The sequence below is a fragment of the Microbacterium paludicola genome, from assembly GCF_015235415.1.
GTDB classification, from domain to species: domain Bacteria; phylum Actinomycetota; class Actinomycetes; order Actinomycetales; family Microbacteriaceae; genus Microbacterium; species Microbacterium paludicola.
Window position 1 is genome coordinate 84943 of the sequence record NZ_JADGLL010000002.1, and the last position, 23805, is coordinate 108747.

General features: G+C 70.8%; 20 protein-coding genes. 6 read left to right on the top strand and 14 right to left on the bottom strand.

What is annotated here, in order from left to right; all coding sequences use genetic code 11:
- Positions 1-4: 4 nt before the first annotated feature.
- Genes IR155_RS01555 through IR155_RS01570 form a run of 4 tightly spaced genes read right to left on the bottom strand, consistent with a single transcriptional unit; the run spans position 5 to position 4898 of the window.
- Entirely contained in the window at positions 5-319 is a 315-nt protein-coding gene (locus IR155_RS01555) for a DUF427 domain-containing protein (protein WP_135112477.1), read from the bottom strand.
- A gap of 53 nt (positions 320-372) precedes the next feature.
- A complete protein-coding gene (locus IR155_RS01560) occupies positions 373-1902 on the bottom strand; it encodes an alpha-N-arabinofuranosidase (protein WP_167760683.1) in 1530 nt (509 codons plus the stop codon).
- Positions 1903-1937: 35 nt separating this feature from the next.
- On the bottom strand, positions 1938-3818 hold the full coding sequence (locus IR155_RS01565; protein ID WP_233441060.1) for a glycoside hydrolase family 127 protein: 1881 nt from the start codon (positions 3816-3818) through the stop codon (positions 1938-1940).
- Between the two features lie 60 nt (positions 3819-3878).
- A complete protein-coding gene (locus IR155_RS01570) occupies positions 3879-4898 on the bottom strand; it encodes a LacI family DNA-binding transcriptional regulator (protein ID WP_228066503.1) in 1020 nt (339 codons plus the stop codon).
- A 203-nt stretch (positions 4899-5101) separates the two neighbouring features.
- Here IR155_RS01570 and IR155_RS01575 point away from each other — a divergent pair, with 203 nt between their 5' ends.
- The 3 genes from IR155_RS01575 to IR155_RS01585 all read left to right on the top strand — a co-directional run bounded on the left by IR155_RS01575 (position 5102) and on the right by IR155_RS01585 (position 8839).
- Entirely contained in the window at positions 5102-6775 is a 1674-nt protein-coding gene (locus IR155_RS01575) for an ABC transporter substrate-binding protein (RefSeq protein WP_135112481.1), read from the top strand.
- Positions 6776-6878: 103 nt separating this feature from the next.
- Positions 6879-7916 carry an ABC transporter permease gene (locus tag IR155_RS01580; protein ID WP_135112483.1) on the top strand — a complete coding sequence of 346 codons (1038 nt, stop codon included), beginning with the start codon at positions 6879-6881 and terminating at the stop codon, positions 7914-7916.
- Complete coding sequence (locus IR155_RS01585; protein WP_406916863.1) at positions 7913-8839, top strand: carbohydrate ABC transporter permease; 927 nt, start codon at positions 7913-7915, stop codon at positions 8837-8839. Before IR155_RS01580 ends, IR155_RS01585 begins: the two co-directional genes overlap by 4 nt.
- A gap of 15 nt (positions 8840-8854) precedes the next feature.
- Here IR155_RS01585 and IR155_RS01590 read toward each other — a convergent pair whose 3' ends face one another.
- The 8 genes from IR155_RS01590 to IR155_RS01625 form a co-directional block, all read right to left on the bottom strand.
- A complete protein-coding gene (locus IR155_RS01590; protein ID WP_135112487.1) occupies positions 8855-9787 on the bottom strand; it encodes a 4-(cytidine 5'-diphospho)-2-C-methyl-D-erythritol kinase in 933 nt (310 codons plus the stop codon).
- A 239-nt stretch (positions 9788-10026) separates the two neighbouring features.
- On the bottom strand, positions 10027-10869 hold the full coding sequence (gene rsmA, locus IR155_RS01595) for a 16S rRNA (adenine(1518)-N(6)/adenine(1519)-N(6))-dimethyltransferase RsmA (protein WP_135112489.1): 843 nt from the start codon (positions 10867-10869) through the stop codon (positions 10027-10029).
- A gap of 21 nt (positions 10870-10890) precedes the next feature.
- The gene (locus IR155_RS01600; protein WP_135112491.1) at positions 10891-11778 is read right to left on the bottom strand and encodes a TatD family hydrolase; all 888 of its coding nucleotides are present in this window, start codon (positions 11776-11778) and stop codon (positions 10891-10893) included.
- A gap of 1 nt (position 11779) precedes the next feature.
- Positions 11780-13357: a methionine--tRNA ligase gene (gene metG / locus IR155_RS01605; RefSeq protein ID WP_135112493.1), complete on the bottom strand. Its 1578-nt coding sequence runs from the start codon at positions 13355-13357 to the stop codon at positions 11780-11782.
- Between the two features lie 52 nt (positions 13358-13409).
- Complete coding sequence (locus tag IR155_RS01610; protein WP_135112495.1) at positions 13410-14936, bottom strand: gluconokinase; 1527 nt, start codon at positions 14934-14936, stop codon at positions 13410-13412.
- A 41-nt stretch (positions 14937-14977) separates the two neighbouring features.
- The gene (locus IR155_RS01615) at positions 14978-15997 is read right to left on the bottom strand and encodes a zinc-binding dehydrogenase (protein ID WP_135112497.1); all 1020 of its coding nucleotides are present in this window, start codon (positions 15995-15997) and stop codon (positions 14978-14980) included.
- A gap of 35 nt (positions 15998-16032) precedes the next feature.
- Positions 16033-16806 carry an SDR family oxidoreductase gene (locus IR155_RS01620; protein WP_135112499.1) on the bottom strand — a complete coding sequence of 258 codons (774 nt, stop codon included), beginning with the start codon at positions 16804-16806 and terminating at the stop codon, positions 16033-16035.
- Between the two features lie 4 nt (positions 16807-16810).
- Positions 16811-18193 (bottom strand): GntP family permease, encoded by a 1383-nt coding sequence (locus IR155_RS01625; protein WP_135112501.1) that lies wholly within the window; start codon positions 18191-18193, stop codon positions 16811-16813.
- Between the two features lie 149 nt (positions 18194-18342).
- Between IR155_RS01625 and IR155_RS01630 the strand changes: the two genes are divergently transcribed.
- Positions 18343-19035: a FadR/GntR family transcriptional regulator gene (locus IR155_RS01630; protein ID WP_135112503.1), complete on the top strand. Its 693-nt coding sequence runs from the start codon at positions 18343-18345 to the stop codon at positions 19033-19035.
- An 11-nt stretch (positions 19036-19046) separates the two neighbouring features.
- Here the strand turns inward: IR155_RS01630 and rsmI are convergent, their stop codons facing one another.
- Entirely contained in the window at positions 19047-19865 is an 819-nt protein-coding gene (gene rsmI, locus IR155_RS01635) for a 16S rRNA (cytidine(1402)-2'-O)-methyltransferase (RefSeq protein ID WP_135112505.1), read from the bottom strand.
- 85 nt (positions 19866-19950) lie between these two features.
- Here rsmI and IR155_RS01640 point away from each other — a divergent pair, with 85 nt between their 5' ends.
- Positions 19951-21480 (top strand): dolichyl-phosphate-mannose--protein mannosyltransferase, encoded by a 1530-nt coding sequence (locus IR155_RS01640; protein ID WP_233441061.1) that lies wholly within the window; start codon positions 19951-19953, stop codon positions 21478-21480.
- A gap of 61 nt (positions 21481-21541) precedes the next feature.
- Here the strand turns inward: IR155_RS01640 and IR155_RS01645 are convergent, their stop codons facing one another.
- On the bottom strand, positions 21542-22378 hold the full coding sequence (locus IR155_RS01645; RefSeq protein WP_135112509.1) for an aldo/keto reductase: 837 nt from the start codon (positions 22376-22378) through the stop codon (positions 21542-21544).
- A gap of 199 nt (positions 22379-22577) precedes the next feature.
- Here IR155_RS01645 and IR155_RS01650 point away from each other — a divergent pair, with 199 nt between their 5' ends.
- Complete coding sequence (locus IR155_RS01650) at positions 22578-23798, top strand: glycosyltransferase (protein ID WP_135112511.1); 1221 nt, start codon at positions 22578-22580, stop codon at positions 23796-23798.
- Positions 23799-23805 lie beyond the last annotated feature (7 nt).

The window sequence follows — 23805 nt, forward strand, 5'->3', positions numbered from 1 at the left end:
CCGCTCAGGGAAGGATGGTGACCTCGTCGCCGAAGGCGACGTAGCCCGAGAAGTCGACGCCGACCCGCTCGATCGCGCTGTGCAGCGGCGTCGGGTAGCTCCAGGCGGCATCGATCGACTCGTCGTGGACGTCGCCCTGGGAGTGCCGCAGCGTCCAGTACTGGCACTCGCCCTTCCAGGGGCACGTGTACGGCGTCGGGCTCGCGTGGAACATCGAGCGGTCGAGGGAGTCCGGCGGGAAGTACCGGTTGCCCTCGATCTCGACGATCCGATCGTCCGGGGTGTCGGCGACCACATGGTCGCGCCAGAGTGCGCGCATGCAGCGAGCGTAGCCCGGTCCGCCGACGTCCGGGCGGTTCGCGCCGGGATTGCTCAGGCCAGCTCGAGCGCCACCGTGACGTACGAATGCGCGGGAAGGTCGACCTCGAGCCCGCGCTCGCTCGGGCGCACGCCGTCGTGAGCGCGCGGGGCGACGTCCGACGGCCGGTCGGGCGTGTTGTGCGCGCCGAGCCCCTCCGCCCCGAGGATCCGCGCGGAGTGGCCGATCACGTGCCGCCCCCGCAGATCCAGGAGGACCGTGCGGCCGGATTCCGCGTCGAGATTCGACAGCGAGATCAGCGCGGTGTCCCCCGTGGTCGATGCCGACGCCGAGACGAGCGGCAGCTCCCGGCCGGCCGCCGTGAGCGTGGGGACGTCGCGCAGATGCACGGCGAGGGCGTCGGCATCGTGGTGCCCGGTGTTCATCTCGAACACGTGGTACGTCGGCGTGAGCACGAGCGCGCCGCTGTCGGGGTCGGTCAGGATCATCGCCTGCAGCACGTTGACCGTCTGCGCGATGTTCGTCATCACCACGCGGTCGGCGTGGGCGTGGAACGCGTCGAAGTGCACCGACGCGACGAGCGCGTCGCGCAGGGTGTTCTGCTGGTACAGGAAGCCCGGGTTGGTGCCCGGCTCCACGTTCCACCACGTTCCCCACTCGTCGACCACAAGGCCCACCTTGCGGTGCGGGTCGTAGCGATCCATCACCGTCGAGTGCCGCGTCAGCAGCTCGTGCATCCGGTGGGCCCGGGCGAGCGTCGTGTACCACTCGTCCACGGTGAACTCGGTGGCGCTGCCCTTGTCGGCCCAGTCGCCGCTCATTGTGTAGTAGTGAAGCGAGAGGGCCTGGAACGGCGCCACCGGAGCCGCCGGATCGGCCGCGAGATCGCCGAACGAGCGCATCAGCGTCTCGGTCCAGTGATAGTCGGCGGTGTCGGCACCCGCCGCGATCCGATACAGCTCGTTGCCGCCGTGGTTGCGCGCGTACGTCGCGTACTGGCGGGCAAGCGCCGAGAACGTCTCGACGCGCATGTTGCCGCCGCAGCCCCAGGCCTCGTTGCCGAGGCCCCAGAACGGCACCTTCCACGGCTCATACCGGCCGTTGGCGCGGCGCAGCGCGGCCATCGGCGAGTCGTCGCCGCGCGTGAGGTACTCGACCCACTCGGACATCTCCTGCACGGTTCCCGACCCGACGTTCCCCGAGATGTAGGGGTCGGCGCCGAGCATCTCGCACAGGTCCATGAACTCGTGCGTGCCGAACGAATTGTCCTCGACCACGTCGCCCCAGTGCGAGTTCACCATCCTGGGGCGCTGATCGCGCGGGCCGATACCGTCGCGCCAGTGGTAGTCGTCGGCGAAGCAGCCGCCCGGCCACCGCAGGTTCGGGATCCGGATCGCGCGCAGCGCGTCGACGACGTCGGACCGCAGACCCCGCTCGTTGGGGATGTCCGAGTCCTCGCCGACCCAGAACCCGCCGTAGATGCAGCGCCCGAGGTGCTCGGCGAAGTGGCCGTACACGTGGCGCGAGATGGTGGGCCCCGGCAGGTCGAGGTCGATGATCGCGGTGGTCGTCGGCGTGCTCACGGTCGCTCTTTCCTTCTGTGGATGCGGATGGTCGGTCACGGGGTGGGGAGCCAGACGCGCATCGCGCCTGGCGCCCGGTTGCCCCAGGTGGCGAAGGGGATGGCGGTGACCTCGTGCTCCCCGCGCGCCGCGACGGGCTGGCCCGAGCGGTAGAGGTCATCGGGCTCGGCCGCCTCGGCGCACCGCAGGCGCAGCGTCCCGTCCTCGCCCGAGACGGGGTCGGCCGGCAGCAGGACGAGGTCGTCCACCGCGAGCGTCGACGGGAGATCCGCCTGCTCGACGCAGTAGACGAGCGGGCCGCGTTCGACCGCCAGCGCACCGCGGAGCGCATCCACGCGGTGGTGGGCCCGAGTGAAGCGCGGCGTCAGGTCGAGCTCCAGGCGGTAGTGCGCGCCGGGCGCCAGCGGGACGGTCGCGTAGCCGTCCGCCTCGCGCGGGTGCGCGCCGTCCGCGGCCTCGAGCGACGATGCGGACGACCAGCTCGGCACCCGCACGCGCAGCACGGCCCCGGCGGCGACGTCGCCGGCGACCTCGATGTCGACCCGGCCGTCGACCGGGTACTCTGTGCACACCCTGACCGTGCCCGAGCCGAGCGGCGCCGGGAGGTCGATCTCGGCATCCGCGAGCTGATGGATCCAGAGCGCGCCGTCCGTCGCCGACGCGACGTACGCCCCGAGCTGCGCCACAGTGCGTGCGACATTCGGCGGGCAGCACGCGCACGAGTACCAGGACGTGCGCTGCCGCGGCGCGTTCTCCTCCGAGTGACGGTCGGGGCGCTGCTGCAGCGGGTTGGCGTAGAAGAACCGCGTTCCCGACGCGTCGACGGCCGCGGCGAGCGCGTTGTGAACCTCGCGCTCGATCGTCTCGGCGTAGCGCGCGGGCCCCGCGGCGCCGTCCGCGAGCAGCATCCGCCACGTCCAATGGATGTCCGCGACGGTCGCGCAGGTCTCGGCGTAGGCCCGCTCGGACGGCAACTCGTAGTCGTCGCCGAACGCCTCGTCGCGGTGCCGTGCACCGAAGGCGCCGGTGAGGTACATCTTCCGCTCGTGCACGCTCGCCCACTGCGCGTCCATCGCCGCCCGGAGGCCGGGGGCGTCGGCCTCCAGCAGCAGATCGGTCACGCCGGCGTTCAGGTACAGCTGGCGCACCGCGTGGCCGATGGCGGTCGTGGCCTCGCGCACGGGGACGTGGTCCTGGAAGTACTGGGGGCCGAAGGCGCCGGCTGGGAGGACCCCCCGACCTCGCAGATCGATCATCTTCGCCGCGAGCGCCAGGTACCGCTCCTCCCCGGTGAACCGGGCGAGCTCGACGAGGGCCGTCTCGATCTCGGGGTGCCCGCAGATCGCATCCTGCCGCCCCGGGCCGAAGAGGTCGTCGAGCAGGTCGGCGAAGCGGCGGGCGATGTCGAGGAGATCCGTGCGCCCGGACGCCCTCGCGAGGGCCACGGCCGCCTGGATCAGATGGCCGGCCACGTACATCTCGTGGGTCCACTCCTGCTCGGCGAACCGCTTATCGGGATGCACTCCCTGGATCCAGGTGTGCACGTATCCATCCGGCTCCTGGACCCGGGCGACGAGCGCGATCACGTCGTCGAGCCACGCCTCGTGCCGCCGCTCGCCGCTGCGCGCGGTCTCCCACGCGATAGCCTCGATGGTCTTGTAGAGGTCGGAGTCGGCGAACACGAACCCGCGGTGGGCTGCGTCCGACTCCCCCACGATGCGGCGGAAGTTGTCGAGCACTCCCGAGGACTCCACCTGCGCGATGCAGTGAGGGATGGTCGCTTCCGCGTTCAGTCGCTGCCATCGCCCGAGGGCGCCGCCGCGCAGACGCACGGCCGGTACGGCGAGGGGTCGGTGCCGGGTCGCCGCCATCGGGGCGGCGGGAGCGACGAGCTCGGACGCGGCGGAGGCGTGCACTGGATCTCCTTCGATCGACGGGAAAGCGTTATCCGCGACACGGTAGCGCAGCTGGCCGGATCAGCGCGTCGAACCGCGCACGACGAGTCGCACGGGCGTGGCGACGTGCTCGGCCGGCGCATCCGGATCGGCCAACCGACGGTGAAGCAGCCGCACCGCCTCGCGCGCGACGGTCTCGTGCCCGGGATCGACCGACGTCAGCCCCGGCGGCACGTACCTCGATACCTGGAGGTCGTCGAAGCCGGACACCCTCACATCGTCCGGCACGCGCAGCCCGGACTCGTGCAGCGCACCGAGGGCCGCGAGTGCGATGACGTCAGTGGCGGCGAAGACCGCATCGAAGGGCAGGCCCGCCGCGATCACCTTCAGAAGGGTGCGCCGCGCGTCCTCGAAGGAGTAGTCGCCGATGGGGACGACGTACCGCTCGTCGATCGGCAGCCCCGCGTCGCGGTGGGCCTGCTCCCATCCCACACGCCGATCGGAGGTCATGGCATGCGCGTCCCCCGACGTGCAGCCGAGGGCCAGGATCCGGCGGGAGCCGCGAGCGATCATGTGCGCGGTGGCCTCCTGGGCCCCGGCCTCATTCGCGAGTCGCACGTGGTCGAAGCGATCGGGCACATCGCGCTCACCCAGCAGCACGATCGGCGTGGAGCTGCGGATGCGATCGAGATCCTCGCGATCGAGCCCGACCGAGGACATCAGCACGCCGTCGTACAGCTGCAGTCGCGCGCGGCTGACCGAGGCCATCTCGAGCTCGGCGCTCGCCGTCGTGCGCTCGAGCACGAGGTGACGCCCGCCGGCCTCCACCTCCCGCGCGACGGCGTCGGCGAGCTCGCTGTAGTAGTCGTAGAAGCTCGGCACGATCAGGGCCACGGTGCCCGTGCGTCCGGCACGCAGGTTGCGCGCCGTCAGGTTCACCTCGTATCCGAGCGACTCCACGGCCGCGAGCACTCGCGCACGCGTCGGCGCACCCACCGGACGGCGGTCGTTAAGGACGTTCGACACGGTCATCGTCGACACGCCGGCCTCTCGCGCGACATCCGACATCGTCACCATGGCGATCCCTCCCCCCTGCATCATGTCACCGCTCGCCGGTGCGCCGCGCTCCGTCGAGCGCATGGGCAGTGACCTGGACTATATCGATAAATGTTTCCCTTGACGCAACCGATGGCGGCACATAGTTTGACGTTAAAATCCGCACGGGACGAGGGCGAGAGGCATCCGCTCCCCGGCACCGCATGGCTCGGCCGACGACGTCCGGGCACAGTTCTCAAGGGAGAGACATGAAGCGTGAACTGACCGCGCGACCGGCGCGCCGATTCGCCAGGGCCGCGACCGCACTGGCCGTCGCCGGGACCCTCTTCGCGGTCGCCGGATGCACCGCCGGCGGCTCGAGCGAGGAGCCGGCAGGCAGTGAGAACGACGCGGGCTCGATGAGCGGCTACGGCGTCGACAAGACGTTCACGGCCTCCGAGCCGCTGACCTTCTCGATGCTCTGGACCGACTGGCCGGAGACGCCGATCAAGGACTCATGGGAGGTCTTCGACGAGATCGCCGAACGCACAAACGTCTCGCTCGAGCTGACGAACATCCCGTTCAGCGACGCCCTGGAGAAGCGCAGCCTGCTGATCAGCGCCGGCGACGCGCCCCAGATCATCCCGCTCGTGTACACCGGCGAGGAGAGGCAGTTCGCCGCCACCGGCGCCGTCGTCGCACTCAGCGACTACGAGGACCACATGCCCCACTTCCAGAAGTACGTGGACGAGTGGGACCTGCGCGACATGATCGACAACCTCCGCCAGGCCGACGGCAAGTACTACATGATGCCGGGCCTGCAGGAGGTCTCCGTCCCGACGTTCACCCTCGTCGTCCGCACGGACATCATCGAGGAGGTGGGCGCCGAGGTCCCGGAGACCTGGGACGACCTGCGCACCGTCCTGGAGAAGATCAAGGCGAAGTATCCGGACAGCACACCGCTCGCCGACGGCTTCGAGGGTCAGTCGATGCTCAACTACGCCGCCCACGCGTTCGGCACCGTCGCCGGCTGGGGCTTCGGCAACGGCACCTTCTTCAACGAGGAGAAGGGCGAGTTCGAGTACGCCGCGACCAACGAGGGATACAAGGAGATGGTCGAGTACTTCCACGGCCTCGTCGAGGACGGCCTGCTCGACACCGAGTCGTTCACGGCGGCGGTCGAGGGGAGCAGCACCGTGCTGGAGAAGTTCGCCGCCGGGCAGGTCTTCGCCGCCTCGGGCGCGAACGGCACCGTCCAGGAGTTCAACGCGGCCCTCGAGGCGGCCGGCGCCGAGGGCTACGAGGTCGTGCAGATCGCCCCTCCGGGCGGACCCGCCGGTCAGATCGTCGAGCCCCGCAACTTCTGGAACGGCTTCATGCTCACCGCCGAGGCCGAGGAGAGCCCGAACTTCATCGCCCTGCTGCAGTTCCTCGACTGGCTGTACTACAGCCCCGAGGCGCGCGACCTGCTGCGCTGGGGCGTCGAGGGAGAGACGTACACCAAGGGCGCGGACGGAAGCTACCAGCTCAACCCCGAGTACTCGCTCGACGCGTTCAACATCAACCCGGACGCCCCGACCGACATCCAGAAGGACCTCGGCTACTCGAACGACCCGCTGTCGGGGTCGACCGAGTCGCGCGCACTGAAGGAGTCGTACAACGTGCCCGCGTTCGTCGACTACATCGACTCCGTGCTCACCAACCGCACCCCGCGCGATCCCTTCCCGCCCGCGCCTCTCGACGAGGCCGAGCTCGAGCAGGCGTCGCTGCTGTCGACGCCGCTGAAGGACACCGTCGACACCAACACGCTCAAGTTCATCCTCGGTGAGCGCCCGCTGTCCGAGTGGGACGCGTTCGTGAGCGAGCTGGAGGGCCAGAACCTGCAGGGCTACCTCGACCTGATCAACGGCGCCCACGAGCGCTACGCCGCGGAGAACGGCTGATCGGTCCGCTCCGGGTTCGGCGGGGTGCGAGCGCCCCGCCGAACCCGCCATCCGATCCGTTGCCATCCGATCCGTTGCCATCCGATCCGTTGAAGGTGCAGACATGGAACTGACGCACGCGGCGACGAGCGGCACGACCGCCGTCACCGATCCACCACCGCCCGCGCGTGACGGCGCCGCCGTCCGCCCGCCGCTGGCGCCGTCGCGACGCCCCGGAGGGCGCGGGCGCCGGCCCGCGAGGATCCCGTGGCGCAAGACGCTGCGGCACGACGGCGTGCTCTACGCGATGGCGCTCGTGCCGATCATCTATCTGCTCGTCTTCCGGTACGTGCCGATGCTCGGCAACGTCATCGCGTTCCGCCGCTTCCGGCCCGGCGGGAACATCCTCGGCGAGGAGTGGGTCGGGCTTCGCTACGTGCAGATGTTCATCTCGGACGCCACGTTCTGGCACGTCTTTGCGAACACCGCGATCCTCGGGGCCCTGACGCTCGTCGTGTGCTTCCCGCTGCCGATCATCCTGGCGCTCATGCTGAACGAGGTCCGCAAGCGGGCGTTCAAGAACATCGTGCAGTCGATCACCTACCTCCCCCACTTCCTGTCGATCGTCATCGTCGCGGGCGTCGTGATGCAGCTGCTGTCGCTGCAGGGAACGGTCAACCAGATCGTGGAGGCGATGGGCGGCGACGCGATCCCGTTCCTGCAGCGCCCCGAGTGGTTCCGGGTGATCTACGTCGGCTCGGAGGTCTGGCAGACCGTGGGCTGGGGGACGATCCTGTACCTCGCTGCCCTGACCACGGTCGACGACTCGCTGTACGAGGCGGCGCGGATCGACGGCGCCGGCCGGTGGCGCCAGACGTGGCACGTCACGCTTCCCGGCATCCGGCCGACGATGATCACCCTGCTGATCCTGAACATCGGGACGTTCCTCAACGTCGGCTTCGAGAAGGTGCTGCTTCTCTACGCGCCGCTCACGTACGAGACGGCTGACGTGATCTCGACGTACCTGTATCGCGTGGGTCTCGTCTCGAACAATCTCAGCTACGCGGCGGCGATCGGCCTCTTCCAGGCGTGCATCGGCCTCGTGATGGTCCTGTCCGCGAACTTCATCTCGCGGCGAGTGGTGGGAGCAAGCCTGTGGTGACCGAAGCGATCGTGACCGGCAAGGCCGTCGGCCCCCGCACCCGAGGCCCCCGCGACTCGACGGGCTACCGCGTGTTCACGTGGTTCAACGTCACGGCGTTGGTGGTCATCTGCCTCCTCACGCTGTACCCGTTCGTCACCCTGATCGCGCAGTCCTTCTCGAGCTCCGGCGCGATCAAGGCCGGGCTCGTCAACGCGCTGCCGGTCGGCTTCAACCTCGACACGTATCACGCGGTCACATCCGACGGCAGGTTCTGGGGCACCTACGGCAACACGGTGCTCTACACGGTCGTGGGAACCGTGCTGGCGATGGCGCTGACGACGACGTTCGCGTACGTGATCTCGCAGCAGCACCTGCGCGGACGCAACGTGCTCATCGGCATCGCGGTGTTCACGATGTTCTTCAACGGCGGGATCATCCCGAACTACGTGCTGATCTCATCCCTCGAGCTGAAGAACACGATGTGGGCCGTCGTGCTTCCGGGCGCGCTCTCGGTGTTCAACCTTCTTGTGATGAAGTCGTTCTTCGAGAACATGCCGCGCGAACTCGAGGAGGCCGCGCGGATCGACGGGCTCGGCTGGTGGGGGATCTTCACGCGCATCGTGATGCCGCTGTCGAAGGCGGTGCTCGCAACCATGACGCTGTTCTACTCGGTGAGCTACTGGAACGACTGGTTCTCGGCGTTCCTCTACCTCGACAAGAGCGAGCTGTTCCCGCTCTCGCTGCATCTCAGGAATCTGATCGCGGGGGCCTCGACCACAACCGCGGAGAGCGCCGCGGCCATCGGCTCGACGAGCGCGGCGATCTCGGCGAACGTCGAGGCCGTGACCATGGTGCTGGCGATCATCCCGATCCTGTGCGTGTACCCGTTCGTGCAGCGTCACTTCGTCTCGGGGGTGATGCTCGGATCCGTGAAGGGATGAGCCCGGCGACCCGATTCAGCCGACGACGCGCGCGCCCGGCACGGGCCCGTGCACGTGCAGCGCGGGGAACCCCGCGGTCTCGAGGTCGGTGAGCAGTTCGAGCGCGTGCTCGGCCGATCCGCACAGGAACGCCAGCGTCGGCCCCGAGCCGGAGACGATGCCCGCCAGCGCGCCGGCGGCCTCGCCGTGCTCGAGCACCGCCGCGAGGTCCGGCCGCAGCCTCAGCGTCGCGACCTGCAGATCGTTGCGGAGCGCGGCGGCGAGCATCGCGGCGTCTCCCGCCCGCAGGGCGTGAAGCACCTCGGGATCGACCGACGGGCGCTGCACGACGGGGCCGATGTCGACTTTGTGGCGCTCGCGGTGCGCGTCGAGCTCGCCGTACACCTTCGGCGTCGACACTCCCTCGTCGCTCGTGACCAGCACCCAGTCGAACCGCCCGCGCGCCAGGGCGGGGTTCAGCACGTCACCGCGACCGGTGCCGACCGCGGTGCCGCCCTTGAGCGCGAAGGGGACGTCGGCGCCGAGCCGCGCGGCGAGACGGTGGAGCTCCTGGCCTGTCAGGCGCGTGTCCCACAGCGCATCGCACGCCAGCAGTGCCGCGGCGGCATCCGCCGATCCGCCGCCCATACCGCCTGCCACCGGCACCTGCTTGTAGACGTCGAGGTGCACGCCGCCCTCGTAGCCCGTCTCCTCGGCGAGCAGCATCGCCGCACGCAGGGCGAGGTTGCGCTCATCGGTGGGAACGCCGTCGAGGTCGACGGTGCCGCTGACGGTCATGCTGAAGCCCTCGGCGGCGGTCGCCACGACGTCTTCGTACAGCGACACCGCCTGGAAGGCCGTGGCGAGCTCGTGGTAGCCGTCGCCCTGCAGCGCGCCCACCTCGAGGTAGACGTTGATCTTCCCCGGCGCGCGCACGCGCACCGACGGGATCTCCTCGGCGAACGTCACTTCGTCTCGCTCCGCTCGCTCAGTACGGCGCACTTCGTCTCGCTCCGCTCGCTCAGTACGGCGCACTTCGTCCGGCGTCGCTCGCTCAGTACGGCGCACTTCGTCCGGCGTCGCTCGCTCAGTACGGCGCACTTCGTCCGGCGTCGCTCGCTCAGTACGGCGCTTGCGTCGAGGTCTCGCGGGGAGTGGCTCACGTTCCCCAGGCTATCCGGGGTTCCGGGACCGGATCCGCTCCGCCGTCACACGACCGCGCGGGCGATCCGGACGAAGTCGTCGATCGAGAGCTCCTCGCCGCGCGCGGTCGGCGCGACGCCGGCGCGCTCGAGCACCTCGGTGGCCCCCGCGGACGTCCCGCCGAGCACGCCGGCGAGGGCCTGCCGCAGCATCTTCCGTCGCTGCTGGAACGCGGCGTCCACGATCCGGAAGGTGAGGAGGCGCTCCTCCTCGGTGCCGCGGGGCTCCGGATCGCGCCGGAAGGCGACCAGCACGCTGTCGACGTTCGGGACCGGCCAGAACACCTGCCGCGAGACGGTGCCGGCGAGCCGCCACGGGCCGTACCAGGCGGCCTTCACGCTCGGCGCGCCGTAGACCTTGCTGCCGGGAGGCGCGGCGAGCCGCTCCCCCACCTCCGCCTGCACCATCACCACGCCGCGCTCGAGCCCCGGGAACGTCTCCATGAAGTGAAGAAGCACGGGCACCGAGACGTTGTACGGAAGGTTCGCCACGAGCACGGACGGATCGCCCGGAAGCTCGGTCACGCGCAGCGCGTCGGCGTCGACCACCGTGAGAGCGTCGTCCGGCACCCCGTGCTGCGCGGCGGTCTCGGGAAGGCGCTCGGCCAGCCGGTGGTCGATCTCGACCGCGGTGACCTTCGCACCGGTCTCCAGGATCGCGAGGGTCAGCGATCCGAGACCCGGCCCGACCTCGACGACCCGGTCGTCCCGATCCACCCCGGCCACCTGCACGATCTTGCGCACCGTGTTGGCGTCGACGACGAAGTTCTGCCCCAGCTTCTTCGTGGGCGTGACGTCGAGCGACGCGGCGAGCGAGCGGATCTCGGTGGGCCCGAGCAGAGTGACCATTCGTCTATTGTCGCGGGTCGGTCAGAACTCCCCGTACACCTCGACGGTGTTGGCGGCGAGCTGGGCGCAGAGCTCGTCGACGTCGATGCCGAGTTCCGCCGCCATAAAACGCACGGTGACCGGCACGAGGTACGGCGCGTTCGGGCGGCCGCGGTGCGGCACCGGCGTGAGGAAGGGCGCATCCGTCTCGACGAGGATCCGCTCCCGCGGCGTCACGGCGAGGGCGTCGCGCAGGTTCTGGGCGTTCTTGAACGTGATGTTGCCGGCGAACGAGAGCCAGTAGCCGGCATCCGCCGCCTCGCGCGCCATGTCGGCATCGCCCGAGAAGCAGTGGAACACCGTCTTCTCCGGCGCGCCGACGCGGACGAGCGTGTCGAGCACGTCCCGGTGCGCGTCGCGATCGTGGATCTGCATCGCGATGCCGTGCTTCTTCGCCAGCGCGATGTGCGCCTCGAACGACCGGTGCTGTGCGGGCCGGCCAGACTCGTCCGTGCGGAAGTAGTCGAGCCCGGTCTCGCCGATCGCGCGCACGCGCGGGTGCGCGGCGAGTTCGTCCATCACGGCGATCGCCTCGTCGAGGCGGCCCGCCGCGTCGTACACCGGGGCGTCGTTCGGGTGGATCGCCACCGCCGCGAGCACGCGCGGGTGCGCCTCGGCCGCCGCGACCGCCCAGCGCGACGACTCGATGTCGCCGGATGCCTGCACAACGCCCGCGATCCCCACCTCGAGCGCGCGCTCGAGGTGCGCCGCGAGGTCGAGCGACTCGTCGCCGTCCGTGATCTCGAGGTGGGCGTGGTTGTCGTACACCGGCACCGCGAGCGGCTCGGGCGCCGCCGGATAGCGGATGTCCTTGCGTCCGTCCTTCGCGCGCTCGCGGACGTAGGTCTCCGGGGCCTCCGGGGAGCTCACGTCAGTCGGCCTGCTCGATGCGAGGGAACAGCGGCGCCAGCGTCTGCGTGGCGGTGCCCGCGGGGAGGATTTCCCAGGAGCCCGCCTCGCGGACCGGCTGCCCGGCGAGCGCGCCGAGCGCGTCGTCCGCGCCGAGCGCCGTCCAGAGCTTCGCCGTCGACTGCGGCATCACGGGCGACAGCAGCACGGCGAGGGCCCGCAGACCCTCGGCGCACGTGTACAGCACCGTCGCGAGGCGCTCGCGCTGCGACTCGTCCTTCGCCAGCGCCCACGGCTCGTTGTCGGTGATGTAGCCGTTCAGCTCGTCGACGATCGTCCAGATCGAGCGGATCGCCTCGTCGATCCGGAAGCGGTCCATCGCCTCGTCGGCGCGCGCGGCGGCATCCTGCACGGTCTTCTGGATCGCGAGGTCGACGTCCGTGTACGCGCCCGGCTCGGGGACGGCACCGTCGAAGTACTTGCCGATCATCGCGATGGTGCGCGAGGCGAGGTTTCCGAAGCCGTTGGCGAGCTCGGCCTGGTAGCGGGCCGACAGGTCCTCCCACGAGAACGAGCCGTCCTGGCCGAAGGCGATCGCCGAGAGGAAGTAGAACCGGAAGGCATCGCTGCCGAAGGTCTCGACGAGGGTCTCGGGCGCGATGCCCGTCGCCTTCGACTTCGACATCTTCTCGCCGCCGACAAGCAGCCAGCCGTGCGCGAACACGCCCTTGGGGACGTCCAGACCCGCGGCCATGAGCATCGCCGGCCAGATCACCGCGTGGAAGCGCAGGATGTCCTTGCCGACGACGTGGTAGCCGGGCCAGCGGCGCGCGAAGGTGTCCTCGTCGGCGCCGTAGCCGACGCCCGTGGCGTAGTTCAGCAGCGCGTCGATCCACACGTAGAGGACGTGCGAGGTGTCCCACGGGATCGGGATTCCCCAGTCGAACGCCGAGCGCGAGATCGACAGGTCCTTGAGGCCCTGCTGCACGAAGGCGACGACCTCGTTGCGCGCCGACTCGGGCTGCACGAAGTCGGGCTGGTCGCGGTACAGCGCGAGCAGGCGATCCTGGAACTCGCTGAGCTTGAAGAAGTAGTTCTTCTCGTGCAGCAGCTCGAGGGGCTTCGAGTGGATGACGCAGACCTTGAGGCCCTCGAACGGGCCGGTGCCGTCGACGATCTCGCTCTCGGGCTTGAACTCCTCGCAGCCGACGCAGTACAGGGCCTCGTACTCGCCCGCGTAGACGTAGCCGCGGTCGTAGATCGACTGCCAGAACTTCTGCGCCCGGGTCTCGTGGCGCTCCTGCGTGGTGCGGATGAAGTCGTCGTTCGCGACATCCAGCGTCTTCAGCAGCGGGAACCACGCCTCGGTCACGAGCTTGTCGACCCACTCCTGCGGGGTCACGCCGTTCGCCGCCGCGGCGCGCATCATCTTCTGGCCGTGCTCGTCGGTGCCGGTGAGCATCCACGCGTCGTCGCCCGCCTGGCGGTGCCAGCGCGCGAGGGTGTCCACCGCCACCGTCGTGTACCCGTGGCCGATGTGGGGAACATCGCTCGGGTAGTAGATCGGCGTGGTGATGTAGAACGAACGGCCGGAAGTCACCCGTTCATCCTAGTTTGGGCGTGACGTCGCGTTACGCGCGGGCGCTGTGAGCTCAGCGGTCCAGCAGCAGCGACGGGGCGAGCTCGCGCAGGCGCAGGTTCGCGGGCTGCAGCGCGCCGTACAGCTGGTCGAACACCGGCAGCAGGGTGGCGTACACGGCGGAGTCGGCCGGGCGCGGGGCGATCCGATGAGCGACCGGCACGATGTCGGCCGCGACGTCGATCGACTCGATCAGTCCCAGCGCCTCCATGCCGAGCAGGGCGGCGCCGAAGCCCGACCCCTCCTGCTCGTCGAGCAGCCCGATCGGCATCGCGAACGCGTCGGCGATCACCTGCTGCCAGAGCGGATGCTTCATCACCCCGCCGGTGGCGCGGATCTCGTTGATCTCCAGCCCCGCGGCGCGCATCGACTGCAGGACGAGCGACAGCTGCAGCGCGACCCCCTCGACGGCCGCGCGGACGAGGTGCTCGCGCCGATGCGCGCGCGTCAGACCGACATAGGCGCCGCGCGCGGTGCTTCCCCAGTGCGGTGCGCGCTCGCTCAGCAGGTACGGAAGCATCAGCAGCCCGCCCGCGCCGGCGGGGACGGTCGCGGCCGCGTCCAGCAGGTCGGACGCCGAGCCGCCCTCGTCCTCGCCCGCGATCTCGGCGCGCACCCAGTCGAGCACCACACCGCCGTTGTTGATGGCGCCGCCGATGACCCAGCGGTCCTCGGTCAGCGCGTAGCAGAACACCCCGCCGCGGGGATCGACCGCGGGCTTGTCGACGCCCACGCGCAGGGCGCCGCTGGTGCCGATCGAGCACGCCGCGACGCCCGGGCGCACGGCCCCGACGCCGAGGTTGGCGAGCGGGCCGTCGCCCGCGCCGACGACGACGGGCGTCGACAGCGGAAGGCCGGTCGCGGCGCCCGCCTCCTCCGTCAGCCCGTCGAGCACGGTGGTCGTGGCGACGAGCTCGGGAAGCTGCTCCTGACGGATCCCGGCGAGGCCGAGCGCCTCCTCGTCCCACGCGAGGCGGTGGATGTCCATCAGCCCCGACGCCGAGGCGAGCGAGTGGTCGACGACGAGCGCGCCGCACAGGTGCAGCAGCACCCAGTCCTTGATCCCGACCCAGAAGGCGGCGTTCTGCCGGATCCGGGGCTCCTGCTCGCGGAACCAGATCAGCTTCGTCAGGGGCGACATCGGGTGGATCGGGGTTCCCGTCCGGCGGTGAAGCGCGAGGCCGCCGGCGGATGCGCGCACGCGCGCCGCCTGGTCGGCGGCCCGGGTGTCGGCCCACGTCACCACCGGGGTGAGGGGACGCAGCTCGTCGTCGAGGGCGAGCAGGCTGTGCATCGCCGACGAGAACGACAGCCCCGCGATCCGCTCGACGCCGATCTCGGCGACCACCGCGCGAAGGCCCTCATAGACCGCGCCGAGGATCAGGTCGGGATCCTGCACCGCGTGCCCCGGGTGCGGCTCCTCGAGCGGGTAGCCGTGCGAGGCGGACGCGAGCTGACGGCCATCCGGCGTGTACGCGACCGTCTTCGTCGCGGTGGTGCCCATGTCGACGCCGATGACCACATCGCGTGCTGTCGTCATCTCGCGCGCACCTTCCCGTCCGGCCTCAGCGCCATCGTGCCTCATGCGGCATCGCCTGTCATCGCGACGACGACCTTGCCCGAGCGGCGGGAGTCGCGCGCGAGCGCGAACGCCTCCTCCGCCCGGTCGACGGGAAGCACGTGCGTGACGACCTGCTCGATCTCGGGCCGGCGGTCGAGCAGGACGACCGCCTCGTCGATCTCCTCGCGGAAGCGGAACGTGCCGCGCAGGTCGACCTCCTTGGAGATGAAGGGCGCGAGGTTCACCGGACGCGGCGCGTCGGGCACCATCCCGACCTGCACGACGACGCCGCGGCGGCGGACGGCGGCACCCGCCGCGCCGATCGCGACGGCGACGCCCGAGCACTCGAGCACGACGTCGAACGCCGAGGGCGGCAGCTCGTCCTCGCCGATGCGCACGACGGCATCCGCGCCCAGCGCGGTCGCGCGCTCGAGCGGCTCGGGAAGCACGTCGCTCACCGTCACGTGGGATGCGCCCCGCGCCTGCGCGGCGACCAGGGCAAGCAGGCCGATCGGGCCCGCACCCGAGACGAGCACGCGCGCGCCGGACAGGTCGCCCGCGCGATTCGCGGCGTGCAGCGCGACCGCGAGCGGCTCGGCGAGCACGGCGCGCCGCACGGGCAGCGACGCCGGCAGCGGGCGCACCATGTCGGCGCGCACCACGAGGTACTCGGACATCGCGCCCTGCGTGTGCGGCCACGTCGACGCGCTGCCGAGGTACGAGCCGCCGGGCCACAGGTGAGGCTCGTCCTCGATCCCGCGCTCAGGCGCCCCGAATCGCGCCGGGTGCACGGTGACGGGGGTGCCCGCCTCGAGCGCTCCGCTCGGGTCGAGGTCGACCCGGCCGGCGAGCTCGTGGCCGGGCGTCAGCGGCTCGCGCACCACGTACTCGCCGTTGGCTCCCTCGAAGAAGTAGTGGAGGTCGGATCCGCACACGCCGACCACGTCGACCCGCAGCCGCACCTCGCCCTCGCGTGGCTCGGGCATCGGCGCCTCGCGCACCGCCATTGACTCCTTGGCGTCGATGTACACCGCGCGCATCGCGGTCCCCTTCCTGCTCATGCGGATGACCGCGCTCAGACGACCGCGGTCATCCCGCCGTCGACGAAGATGTTCTGCCCCGAGACGAAACCCGACGCGTCGGAGGCGAGGTAGAGCAGAGTTCCCCACAGCTCGCGGAAGTCACCCCAGCGCTGCGCCGGTGTGCGGTTCACGAGCCAGGAGGTGAACTGCTCGTCCTCCACCAGCGCGCGGTTCATCTCGGTGGCGAAGTAGCCGGGCGAGAGGGCGTTGACCTGCACGCCGAAGCGCGCGAGATCCGCCGCCATGCCCTGGGTCAGGAGCGCCACGCCGCCCTTGCTTGCCGAGTACGGGGCGATGGTCTGTCGCGCGAGCTTCGACTGCACCGAGGCGATGTTGATCACCTTGCCCGAGCCGCGCTCGGCCATGCCGGGCGTCACGAACCGCGACACGTAGAACACGCTCGACAGGTTGCTCGCGATCACGGCGTCCCAGTCGTCGACCGGGAACTCGGTGAACGGCGCCCGCCGCTGCACGCCCGCGTTGTTGACGAGGATGTCCGGCACGCCGTGCTCGGCGATCAGCGCGCCCACGGCGGCCTCGACGGCCGCCGCGTCGGTCACGTCGAAGCGCACGGCGGCCGGTCGCGTGCCGGTCGCCCGCTCGATCGCGTCCCCGGCCGCGGCGAGCGCCTGCGCGTCGCGGCCGTGGAGCACAACCCTCGCGCCCGCCTCCGCGAGCGCGAGGGCGAGCGACAGGCCGAGCCCGCGCGACGATCCGGTGACGAGAGCGAGACGCCCCGAGACGTCGAAGAGATCGGTGCCCGTCATGCGCTCAGAAGATCAGGTAGATCGCGAGCACGAGGACGAACGCGACGACCGACTCGATCGCCTGCTGGACCGTCCACGTCTTGAGCGTGGTCTTCACATCCATGTCCATCAGGCGCCCGACGAGCCAGAAGCCCGAGTCGTTCACGTGGCTCGCGAACACCGATCCGGCCGCGGCCGCGAGCGTGATCGCCGCGGTGTCGATGACGCTCAGGCCCGCCGACGTGACGGCGGGAGCGAGCAGGCCCGCGGTGGTGACGAGCGCCACGGTCGCCGAGCCCTGCGCCACGCGCAGCACGACCGCGATGACGTAGGCGGCGAAGATGAGCGGCATCCCCCAGGAATCGAGGGTCTCGGAGAGCGCGTCGCCGATTCCCGACGCGCGCAGCACGCCGCCGAACATGCCGCCGGCGCCGGTGATCAGGATCACGGAGGCGACCGTGCCGAGCGTTCCCTCGACGAGCTTCTCGAGGGCCGATCCGTTCTCGCCGCGGAACCTGCCGAGCACGAGCAGCGCGACGAGAGCCGTGATGAGCAGCGCGACCGGCGACGTGCCGATGAGCATGAGCGCCTGCACCCACGTCTGGTCACGGTCGACGACGCCGGCGGAGCCGAGGGCGTTCAGGCCCGTGTTGAGGAAGATCAGCAGCAGCGGCAGGACCAGGATCGCGACCACCGTGCCGAACTTCGGCGGATTCGTCGGCTGGTCGTCGTCCTTCACGCCGAACAGCGCGGGCACGATCATCGGGTAGCGCTTGTTGACGAAGGTCGCCCACAGGTAGCCCGAGACGTACCAGACGGGGAACGCGAGCACGAGGCCGAGCAGCAGCACAACGCCGAGGTCGGCCTCGAAGAACTCGGAGGCCGAGACGGGGCCGGGGTGCGGGGGAAGCAGCACGTGCATCACCGAGAACGCCGCGGCGCCGCTGAAGCCGTACAGCAGCAGGTTCTTGCCGCCGATGCGGCGCGCGACCGCGAAGATGATCGGCAGCATCACGATCAGGCCCGCGTCGAAGAAGATCGGGAAGCCGAGGATCAGCGACGTCAGACCGAGCGCGAACGCCGCCCGCTTCTCGCCGAAGACCGACACCATCTTCTCGGCGACGACCTTCGCGCCGCCGCTGGACTCGATGAGGCGCCCGAGGATCGCGCCGAGGCCGATCAGCAGGGCGACCGAGCCGAGCGTCGAGCCGAAGCCCGCGACGAGCACGTCGTTGACGAGCACGGCCATCGGCAGGCCGGTCGCGATCGCCGTGAGCAGCGAGACGACGATCAGCACCAGGAACGCGTGCAGCCGCACCTTGATGACCAGGAACAGGATCAGCGCGACGGCCGCCGCGGCGATGCCGAGCAGCGGGCCCGCGCCGAGCGTCTGGGTCCAATCTTCCATGGGGGTTTCTCCGTTGAAATCGGGGATGCCGCGGCGGCGCTCGCATCCGAGGAAGGCCTCGTCCGAACGTGATCGGTGCGGACGTGCGACAAAGGTACTACTTTTCCGCTCGGTAAGGTATCACCATTCAGACCTCGCAAAGGAGCGTGATGGCCGGCGGAACTCACCGCGACGTGCTCGGGGAGCTCGGGCGACGCATCGCCACGGGCATGATCCGTCCGGGCTCCGTCCTCACGCTCGCCGGGATCGAGCAGGATCTGGGGGCCTCGCGCACCGTCGTACGCGAGGCGGTGCGCGTGCTCGAGAGCATCGGGATGGTCGAGTCGCGGCGCCGGGTCGGCATCACGGTGCGACCGCGCGAGCACTGGGACGCCTTCGATCCGCAGCTGATCCAGTGGAACCTCGACGGCCCCTTCCGGCAGCAGCAGCTCGAGGCGCTCGCCGAGCTGCGCGTCGCGACCGAGCCGATGGCGGCGCGTCTCGCTGCCCGCCGCGCGACGCCGACCCAGCGCGCCGAGCTGCGGCGCCTCGCCGAGCGCCTCGTCGAGCTCGGCGAGCGCGGCGAGGGCGCATCCGACCCGTACCTGGAGGCCGACGTCGCGTTCCACGCGCTGCTGCTCGCGGCCTCCGGCAACCCGCTGCTCGCCGTGCTCGAACGACCCGTGCACGCGGTGCTCGAGGGGCGCACCCGGCTGGGGCTGACCCCCGCGGTGCCCGCCGAGGGGACGCTCGAGGAGCACATGCGCGTCGCGCTCGCCGTCGCCGAGGGCGACGCGGACGCCGCCGAGCGCCACTCCCGCGCGCATATGCACACCGTGTGGGATGAGATGTCCTCGGACTGAGGGGCGCCGGGTCAGCCCCGGGCGGCGAGCGCGGCCTGGTAGAGGTCGCGCGAGGAGTGTCCCGTGTGCGCCGCGACCTCGGCGGCGGCCTCCTTGAGCCGCGTGCCGGAGGCGACCATCGCCTGCACCTGCGCGAGCGCGTCCTCGGGCGAGACGTCCCCCGCGACCGCGCCGGCGACGACGATCACCAGCTCGCCGCGCACTCCCTCCTCGGCCCACGCGGTCAGCTCGGCGAGGGTGCCCCGCGCGACCTCCTCGTGAAGCTTCGTGAGCTCACGGCACACCGCCGCGCGGCGATCCTGCCCGAACGCCGACGCCATGTCGCCGAGGGTCTGCGCCACGCGGGTCGGCGCCTCGAAGAACACCATCGTGCGCGGCTCGGCGGCGAGCGCCGTCAGGGCGCGGCGCCGCTCCCCCGGCTTGCGCGCGACGAACCCCTCGAACGTGAAGCGGTCGGTCGGCAGGCCCGCGACGGCGAGCGCGGTCAGCACGGCGCTCGGACCCGGGATCGCCGTGACCGTCACGCCGGCCTCCGCCGCGGCCGAGACGAGGCCGTATCCCGGATCGCTCACGGTCGGCATCCCCGCATCCGTCAGGACGACGAGATCCTGCTCCCTGGCGAGTTCGACCAGCTCGGCGGCCTTCTGTCGCTCGTTGTGGTCGTGCATCGCGATCAGCCGCGGCCGGTTCGCGATGCCGAGCCCGGCGAACAGCCGCTGCGCGGTGCGCGTGTCCTCGGCTGCCACGACGGGCGCCTCCTCGAGCACCTCGATGAGCCGGCGGGACGCATCCCCGAGGTTGCCGATGGGCGTCGCGGCGAGGATGATCACCGCTTCAGGGTAGTCCCGCGTTCCTGCGCGACGCCGTGGCGCCGCCTCGCGGGCAGGGACCCGGCCGCGCCCTAGGCTGTTGCGGGTGAGGATCGCGCCCCGCACCGCCGGCTGGCTGACGCCGCTCGCGCTGACGGTCGTCGCGGCGGCCCTCCGCTTCATCGGGCTCTCGCACCCGCACGAGCTGGTGTTCGACGAGACCTACTACGTCAAGGACGCCTGGACGCTGCTTCACCTCGGCTACGAGGGCACGTGGCCGGACGACGCGAACGCGCTCTTCACCGGCGGCGACACCGCCGCCTTCCTGACCGACCCGTCGTACGTCGTCCATCCGCCGCTCGGCAAGTGGCTCATCGCCGTCGGCATGCTGCTGTTCGGGGCGGAGAGCGGGTTCGGATGGCGGTTCTCCGCCGCTGTCGCCGGCACCCTGCTCGTCCCCCTCGTGTACGCGATCGCGCGGCGCCTCTCCGGCTCGGTGGTGATCGGCGCGGTCGCGGGCGGGCTGCTCGCCGTCGACGGCCTGGCGAACTCGCTCAGCCGCGTGAGCCTCCTCGACGGGTTCCTCGCGTTCTTCGTGACGCTCGCCTTCTGGTTCCTGATCCTCGACCGCGAATGGATGACGAGGCGCCTGGAGGCCTGGCAGGCGGATCCGCACCCCGGCTACACCGGCCCCGTGGTGTGGGATCGCCCGTGGGTGCTCGCCGCGGGCGCGGCGCTCGGCGCCGCGACGGCCGTGAAGTGGTCGGGGCTCTACGTGCTCGCGGGCGTCGGCCTGTTCCTCGTCGTCTCCGACGCGCTGATGCGCAGGCGCGCGGGAGTGAAGGAGTGGTACGCCGCGGCGCTCGTGCGCCAGGGGCCCGTCGCGTTCCTGCAGCTGGTGCCGGTCGCGGCGGTCGTCTACGTGGTGTCGTGGACGGGCTGGCTCGTCACGACCGGCGGCTACGACCGCGGATCGGATCCGAACCCGCTCATCGCGCTGTGGAACTACCACCAGTCGATGTACGGCTTCCACGTCGGCCTGAGCGCGAGCCATCCGTACGCGAGCCCCGCCTGGCAGTGGCCGCTGCTGCTGCGTCCCACGGCGATGTGGCTCGCGCGGCCCGAGGCCGGCACGGCTCAGTGCGCCTGGAGCGACGACTGCATCGGCGTGATCGGCAGCCATCCGAACCCGATCACCTGGTACGGCGCGTGGGTCGCGGTCATCCTGCTCATCGTGCTGCTCATCCGGCGCCGCGCGGGGGCATCCGCGTTCGGGTTCGCCCTCGTGCTGACGGGACTCGCGGTCACCTACGTGCCGTGGCTGCTCTACCCCGCGCGCACGATCTTCCAGTTCTACACGGTGGCGATGCTGCCGTTCCTGGTCATCGCGCTCGCGCTGGCGCTCGGCGGGCTGACGCAGCAGCGGGATCCGGTGACGCTGCCCGACCCGAGCCCTGCCGAGCTCGCCTACGCCCGGCGCGCCGCCGCCCGCGAGACGCGCGCGTGGCGCGTGTTCGCGATCTCGTTCGTGGCGATCGCGGTGCTCGCCGGCATCTACTTCCTGCCGCTGTCCACCGGCTTCCTCACCCCGTACGGGTTCTGGCTGATGCACATGTGGCTTCCCGGCTGGATCTGACTCAGGACGCCGGTCGCGGGGGCGCGCGTGAGGGGAGACCCCACGCGCGCCCCCGCCAGGGTCAGTTGACCTCGTTCGGGTGGCCGCCCACGCGGCCAGAGCCGTCGAGCGGGTCGAGCGCGTCGATCGCGGCGACCTCGGCGTCGGTGAGCTCGAAGTCGAACACGTCGAAGTTCTCGGCCATGCGCTCGGGGCGCACCGACTTCGGGAACACGATGAAGCCCCGCTCGAGGTGCCACCGGATCACGACCTGAGCGGGCGTCTTGCCGTGCGCGGCGGCGGCGTCGGCCACCGCCTTCTCGCCGAAGAGGTCGTACTTGCCCTGGCCGAGCGGACCCCACGACTCGATGAACATCCCGTGATCGGCGGCCCACTGCGTGATCTCGCGCTGCTGGTACGCGGGGTGCAGCTCGATCTGGTTCACCGCCGGGGTCACGCCGGTGTCGCCGACGATGCGCTCGAGGTGCTCGACGAGGTGGTTCGACACCCCGATGCTCTTCGCGAGCCCCCCGTCGCGGATCTCGATGAGCTTCTGCCACGCGTTGAGGTAGTTGTCGTTCGCGGGCGCGGGCCAGTGCGTGAGGTAGAGGTCGACGTGGTCGAGGCCGAGCTTCTCCAGGCTCTCGGAGATCGCCGCCTTCGGCTCGTCGCCGGCCTGGCGGTCGTTCCACAGCTTGGTCGTGATGAAGAGCTCGTCGCGCGGGATGCCGCTCTTCGCGATCGCGGCGCCCACGCCCTCCTCGTTGCGGTAGATCGCCGCGGTGTCGATGTGGCGGTAGCCGGCCTCGAGGGCCTCACTGACGGCCTTCTCGGCCTCGGCCGGCGGCACGAGGAAGACGCCGAAGCCGAGCTGCGGGATCTCGAAACCGGAATTGAGCGTGATGGTGGGTACGGTCATGCCTTCGACCCTAGGAGCGGGAGGGGGTCTGTGGCTCGGGATTCCGGGATCGAGGTGGCGGCGATAGGATCCGGCAACGCTTCCGACGGTCCCGTTCGGAGGGCGTCCTCTCGTCTGTCCACAGCTCGTCACACGCCGGAAGCATCGGTGAAGTATCGTGCACCGCCAGACCGCATTCACACGTCGCTGAAGGGGCTGCATGTCGATTCGGGTTCTGAGCCTCTACGAGGGGTTCTTCGCAGGCGGCGCACGCATCCTGCACACCAACGTCGTCCGCGCGCTCCACGCGTCGGGTCAGCGTCATTCGGTGCTGAGCATCGCGAGCTCGGCGAAGCGCGAGGGGACCATCCAGAGGATGGAATCCGACGCCCGGTACCAGACGCTCACGGCGAGCGGCGTGCCCGTCCGCACCCTGGGACGGACGGCCGGCGCGAGCGCCCCCTCCCCCGAGTCGTACACCGACGAGGAGCTCGCGATCGCGGCGGCGGCGGTGGCCGACGTCGACGTCATCCTGTCGCTGAAGGAGCAGCCGGTCGGCCTGCTGCGCGCCCTGCGCGACCGCGGGCTGATGCCGGACGTGCCCGTGATCGTCTGCCTTCACCGCTCGGATCCCCGGCACTCCGGCGCGGCCCTCGACCACCTCGTCGACGCCGCCCGCGACGGGCTCGTCACCGACGTCGTCTCGTGCGCCGCGTCCACCGAGATGGCCTACCGGCGCGCCGGCGTGCATCCCGAGCGCAGCGTCGTCATCCCGAACGGGATCGACCTCGATGTCTTCCGTCCCGGCACGCAGGACGAGATCTCGGAGACCAAGCGGAAGCTGGGGATCCCGGAGGATGCCCCGGTGGTCGTGTACGCGGCGCGCTTCGATCCGATGAAGGACCCCTCGCTCTTCCTGCGTGCGGTCGCCGAGCACGAGCGCGAGGACGAGCGCACACACTACGTGATGTGCGGCGCCGGGATGACGCGCGAGAACGCGGCGTTCGCCGAGCTGCTCGAGGAGAGCGGCGTCGCCGGCACGCACCGCGTGCACGCGCTCGGCATCCGCGACGACATGCCCGCGCTCTACCGGATCGCCGACATCGTGGCGCTCACCAGCTCGTTCGGCGAGGCCTCGCCGCTGTGCCTTCTCGAGGGGATGGCGAGCGGGGCCGTCCCCGTGACGACCGACGTCGGGGACGCCGCGGTCGAGGTCGACGGCGTCGGGCGCGTCACGACGCACCTCCCGGCGGATGTCGCCGGGCACTGGCGGGATGTCATCGACGAGCCCGTCCCCCACCGCGACGGCATCGACGCGCTGCGAGACCGGATCGGCGCGCACCGGATGATCGACGACTACCGCGACGCGATCGCCACCGCATACGCCGCGCGCATGACGCCGGCCCGCGCGGGGGCCGGCGCCGACGCCCCGCGGCGCTGACCGGAAC